At 50.8% G+C, this 5,017-nt stretch carries 4 protein-coding genes; 3 read left to right on the top strand and 1 reads right to left on the bottom strand.

Going from position 1 to position 5,017, the window contains the following annotated elements:
* Nucleotides 1-187 precede the first annotated feature (187 nt).
* On the top strand, nt 188-679 hold the full coding sequence (locus KDK14_RS11420) for a GNAT family N-acetyltransferase (RefSeq protein WP_257265246.1): 492 nt from the start codon (nt 188-190) through the stop codon (nt 677-679).
* Here the strand turns inward: KDK14_RS11420 and KDK14_RS11415 are convergent.
* Nucleotides 672-2,159, bottom strand: coding sequence for a DASS family sodium-coupled anion symporter (locus KDK14_RS11415; RefSeq protein ID WP_257265245.1), 1,488 nt, complete (start codon nt 2,157-2,159; stop codon nt 672-674). The genes KDK14_RS11420 and KDK14_RS11415 overlap by 8 nt on opposite strands.
* Nucleotides 2,160-2,347: 188 nt before the next feature.
* On the opposite strand from KDK14_RS11415, the gene dbpA reads away from it, so the two are divergent.
* Complete coding sequence (dbpA, locus tag KDK14_RS11410) at nt 2,348-3,748, top strand: ATP-dependent RNA helicase DbpA (RefSeq protein ID WP_257265244.1); 1,401 nt, start codon at nt 2,348-2,350, stop codon at nt 3,746-3,748.
* 122 nt (nt 3,749-3,870) lie between these two features.
* On the top strand, nt 3,871-4,809 hold the full coding sequence (locus tag KDK14_RS11405; protein ID WP_257265243.1) for a hypothetical protein: 939 nt from the start codon (nt 3,871-3,873) through the stop codon (nt 4,807-4,809).
* Nucleotides 4,810-5,017: the final 208 nt, after the last annotated feature.

Genomic DNA, 5,017 nt, shown 5'->3' with positions numbered 1-5,017 from the left:
TTATAATCAATTGGTCAGAATGTGTATTAGCATAAAAGTTGCACTTATCTGAAAAAATTACCCATAAAGATCACCGGTGGCTATAGACATTCAAGAATAGTTTTCTGCTGCAAGATTAAGTAGCTAAATCCATTAATGAGATGAGTGTGGTATCCTCGCCCAATTTCAACAATATGGCAGCAATAATATGAGAGAAGCCGTCACCACCTGGTTTCTGGAAATGACCTCTCAGGATGACTTGATCCACAAACCAGTCACCAATCATGATTTCGTCATTCAGGAATGCCGGGTAAAGCAGTTTCAATTCAACCGCTTCCTCTACAGCTACATTGGCCAACAGTGGCAATGGACTGAGAGACTGGTCTGGTCTGATGAGCAATGGCATGACTACGTTGAAAACGATAACCTGCGCCTCTGGGTCGGCCATTTCAGAGGCAGCCCGGCCGGTTACTTTGAACTGCAAAACGTGGCAGGTGATATCCAGATTGCCTACTTTGGCCTGGCCCAGCCATTCATTGGCAAGGGTCTGGGTGGCGCTTTGTTAAGTAAAGCCATCCGGGAAGCCTGGGACTGGGGGGCAAAGCGGGTTTGGGTACATACCTGTTCACTGGATCACCCATTTGCCCTGAAAAACTATCAGGCCCGAGGTCTGAAAATTTACAAGAAAGAAACTAAATAATAAATTTCACCAGCCAGTGACTCAACAGCGTGATAATCACAATGCCCGCCAGGTTCAGCACCATGCCACTGCGCACCATGTTTCGAATAGGCAACATGCCTGAACCATAGACTATGGCATTGGGTGGTGTCGCCACCGGCAGCATGAAGGCACAGCTGGCAGCAATAGCCGCAGGGATGGCAAGAACAGCAGGGTCCATTCCCAGGGAAGTTGCCAGGGCTCCCAGAGGCGGTAGAAAGGCGGCGGTTGTTGCTGTGTTACTGGTGACTTCGGTGAGAAAAATAATAATGCTCACGACCAGGGCAATGGCCATTAGCGGGGGTACGTCCCCAAGGATGTTTAATGATCCGGCAATCCACTGTGCCAGCCCCGTTGTTCGAATCATCGCCGCCAGACTCAGGCCACCACCAAACAGTAGCAACACATCCCAGGGAAGACGCTGCATCTCTTTCCAGTTCATCAGAAACTCAAGCTTTTTCCAGCTGGCGGGCATAATAAACAAAAGAACGGTAGAGATCAGGGCAATCATAGTATCCGAGAGCAACAGTGATGGAAACACATCACTGAGCCAGGGCCGTACGATCCACGCAACAGCCGTGAGCAGAAAGATCGCTGTTACTCCCTTTTGGGGGCCACTCATGGCACCATTCTTTTTCTGCTGCTCCTTGATAGACTCTGTGACCACATGGTTTTCTTCCCCGCGCAGACGGTAGCCAAAATAGCCCAGCCAGATGCCGGTGATCGCCAGCAAAATAATGGATGCCGGCAAGCCAATAATCAGCCAGCGGGCAAAACCAATCTGTATACCGTACTGTTCCTGAAGAAAAGCCACCAGCAATGCATTGGGAGGCGTGCCGATGAGGGTACCAAAGCCACCGATCGAAGCCCCATAGGCAATGGCGAGTAACAAGGCAACAGGAAAACCCTGGCTCATCTTCCCCTGGCGACGAATCATCGTGATCACGGATAAACCGATAGGCAACAACATGATCGTGGTTGCCGTATTGGAAACCCACATACTGATCAGGCCAGTGGCCGTCATAAAACCAAGCACCAACCGCTTCTCCCCTGTACCCATAATCATCATGATTTTGAGGGCTATACGGCTGTGCAGGTTCCAGCGCTCCATGGCAAGGCCAAGCACAAAACCGCCCATAAACAGGAAAATGACCGGATGTGCATAGGGGATTGCCGCTTTGTCAATGGAGGCCAAACCCAGCATGGGTGACATAATCAGGGGGAGCAGTGCCGTAATGGCCGTCGGGAGAATTTCCACAGACCAGAACACGGCCATCATCATGGCCAGACCAGCGCAACGCCAGGCCATCTCATTCATCCCTGCCGGCGGGTCAACCATAAGTGTGAATAGCTGCAATGCAATCCCAAGCAGAAATCCTGTGAGCCAGAAGAGCGGCTTCCCTGCCTGAGAATTTTCCTGCTGCGCAGCCTCTGGAAGTAATTCCGGAGAATCTGAATTCATGGTTCGCTCCATTTGCATTTGATAAAATTCTTAGTCATTTCAACAATAAGTCGGTTGATAATTGGGGATTAACCCCATCAAACAGCAGGATTTCTGATCCACTGCTGTAATGATTCACCGTCATTAAGAGTAGACTCTGTTATAATCATTTACCTACTCTGCACCGTGGCACACGCCAAGAGCCTGATTTGACCTTACCTACCCTTACCACTAGAACGGTTGCCCGCTTTACCGATTTATCCCTGCCCGATGCCCTGCTTCAGAACCTTGACAGTCTGGGATACCTGGCAATGACCCCCATTCAGCAGCACAGCCTGCCAGAAATCCTGAAAGGCAACGATGTCATTGCCCAAGCCCAAACCGGCAGTGGTAAAACAGCGGCTTTTGCCATTGGTCTTTTGCTCAAATTGCAACAGCGAGATTTCGGCTGCCAGGCACTGGTTCTTTGCCCCACCAGAGAACTGGCCACCCAGGTTGCCGGGGAAATCCGGCGCCTGGCCCGATATCAGGAAAATATCAAGGTCGTTACCCTGTGTGGTGGCCAATCTATTGGTCCACAGATCGGTTCACTGGAGCATGGCGCCCATGTGGTGGTCGGTACTCCCGGAAGAGTTCACGATCACTTGCGGAAAAAGACCTTGTCGATCAGTCGGGTTGATATATTGGTACTTGATGAGGCGGACCGTATGCTGGATATGGGGTTTATTGATGCCATTGAAAACATCATCGGCCATCTCCCACATCAGCGACAGACTCTCCTCTTTTCAGCTACTTACCCAAGAAGTATCAGAGTTTTAAGCGAACGTTTCCAGCATCAGCCAGTTGCGGTTACTGTTGAATGCACCCACAGCCATGAGCATATTGAGCAGTTCTTCTATCACGTTGAACACGCTGACAAACCCGCTATGCTGGTCAAACTGCTGAAACATTACCAGCCTGAGTCCAGCGTGATTTTTTGCAACACCCGGCAAACCTGCAAAGCGATAGGCACAGAACTCTATGAGGCTGGCTACAAACCGGTGGTGCTGCATGGCGATATGGCACAGAAAGAACGGGATCAAATGCTGGTACGATTCGCCAATCAGAGCGCCAACCTGTTGATTGCTACCGATGTCGCAGCCCGGGGGCTGGATATAGAAAACCTTGCTGCAGTGATCAATTACGATCTGGGCAGGGACCCTGAAGTACACGTTCACCGGGTAGGCCGCACCGGACGAGCGGGTAAAAAAGGTCTCGCACTCAGCCTGCATACCCGCCAGGAGCAGTACAAGCTGGATAGAATCAGTGATTATCTCAAGGCTCCCCTGGTATTTGGCGACCCGAAGACACTCACCGGAAACCGGCAACCCGCCCTGGCCCCCATGGTTACCCTGGCCATCGATGGTGGCCGAAAGCACAAAGTCCGCCCTGGCGACATCCTCGGCGCCCTGACCGGCGATGTCGGTATTCCCGCAGACAAGATCGGCAAGATCCATATTTTTGACTTTACCGCCTATGTTGCAGTCAAACGGGAAATTGCCCGATCTGCATTGAACAAGCTGGGAGCAGGAAAGATTAAGGGTAGAAAATTCAGGGTTCGGCGTTTTTAGTAGTCATCAGCAGGCTGTCTCTTGTCAATCTCTCAAAACCTGGCCGGAACTAAATCAGGCTTCTCCTGTCCAATGTAAGGCATGAAACTCATCATCAATCCTTGGACAAGGAGGTAAATGACATGACTTCTCCGATAGCACATCCACTATTTTCACGTTCATCATCTGACCCTGGCCTCAGCACTGATCCGTGGACCAAACCAGGATCATCGCCCATGTTTAATGGGCATGGTGCCAAATTGGAACCACCATCCCAGCAGTATTTTGCTCAGCCGAAACACACACCTGCCCCGGCGCCTCAACCACAGGGCTTACCTGACAACGTCAGGAACGTTGACCCTGACATTTCTGTCAATGGGACCCCTGCAGTAACCCCACCTCCTCAAGCAAAAGATCCCGGAGCAATCGCTGAAGAGTTGCAAGCGCTGGAACATCAGGAGCTGATCAATCGCGCTAAAAATCAGCTGGAAGAAGCCGAGAAGGCCTACACCGCCTATGGCGAAAAGAACATTGCCCTCAAGGCTCGGGAAGCCCTTGATGTATTTGCCAGAAAGGCCTCGGAACTCAAGGGCCTTTGGAGTTTTGGCTTGTATACAAGTTCCGAAAAAATGGTCGCAGCCTTAAATAGCATTGTGCTACCCCCCGGTTCGCCAAAGGATCTGACTATCAGCATCGCATTTCCACCGCCCAACCATCAAGCCATCTCACTGATACCAGTAGGCGCCGGTCTCGAACAAAAACCGCCTCTAGAGATTTACAATTGTTACGTCCACGCCCTTGGGGCAATGATAAACCAGGCCCGGGAGCTTAATGCCGAAAGTGAACTTGCCCAAGCTGAAGCAAGGCTGAATGATATTCTTGAAACGCTGAAACTTATCCAGAAAGAAATCAATGAAAGAAAGCATCAGGGCAAACTCCCTTTCCCGGCTGCACAAGTTCAGTTTGAATCTCGATACTATACCCATGTAGATAAAGGCATCACGCTCAATCGACTGGTTAATGGTGAGGAATTCCCGTTTCATGAAGCCACCATCCAAGGCAACGTACCCAACCCTCAATAACCAGGAGAAACACCGGCTCCTGATAACCCCTGAGGAAGCCTGATCATCAAACGGTACCTTATTCCCGTGCCTGCACGGGAATGTGTACCGCACCCACGTCCTGCCCGTTACGAGATTATCAGCCTGTGATTACCGCATCACCGCGTAAAGCCTCGCCCAGTTACAAGCCCTGTAATCCCTGGTAGTCAAGGGTTTCAGAGCAAGAAAA

Source organism: Endozoicomonas sp. ONNA2, from assembly GCF_024606365.1.
In the GTDB taxonomy this organism is placed as follows: domain Bacteria; phylum Pseudomonadota; class Gammaproteobacteria; order Pseudomonadales; family Endozoicomonadaceae; genus Endozoicomonas.
Note: the sequence above shows the minus strand (reverse complement) of the source record. Positions and strands in the feature narration are given on the sequence as shown.

Excerpts from the sequence above, each read along its gene's own strand:
- KDK14_RS11420 (WP_257265246.1), top strand. The coding sequence starts at position 188 with ATGAGAGAAGCCGTCACCACCTGGTTTCTGGAAATGACCTCTCAGGAT.
- KDK14_RS11415 (WP_257265245.1), bottom strand. The coding sequence starts at position 2,159 with ATGAATTCAGATTCTCCGGAATTACTTCCAGAGGCTGCGCAGCAGGAA.
- KDK14_RS11405 (WP_257265243.1), top strand. The coding sequence starts at position 3,871 with ATGACTTCTCCGATAGCACATCCACTATTTTCACGTTCATCATCTGAC.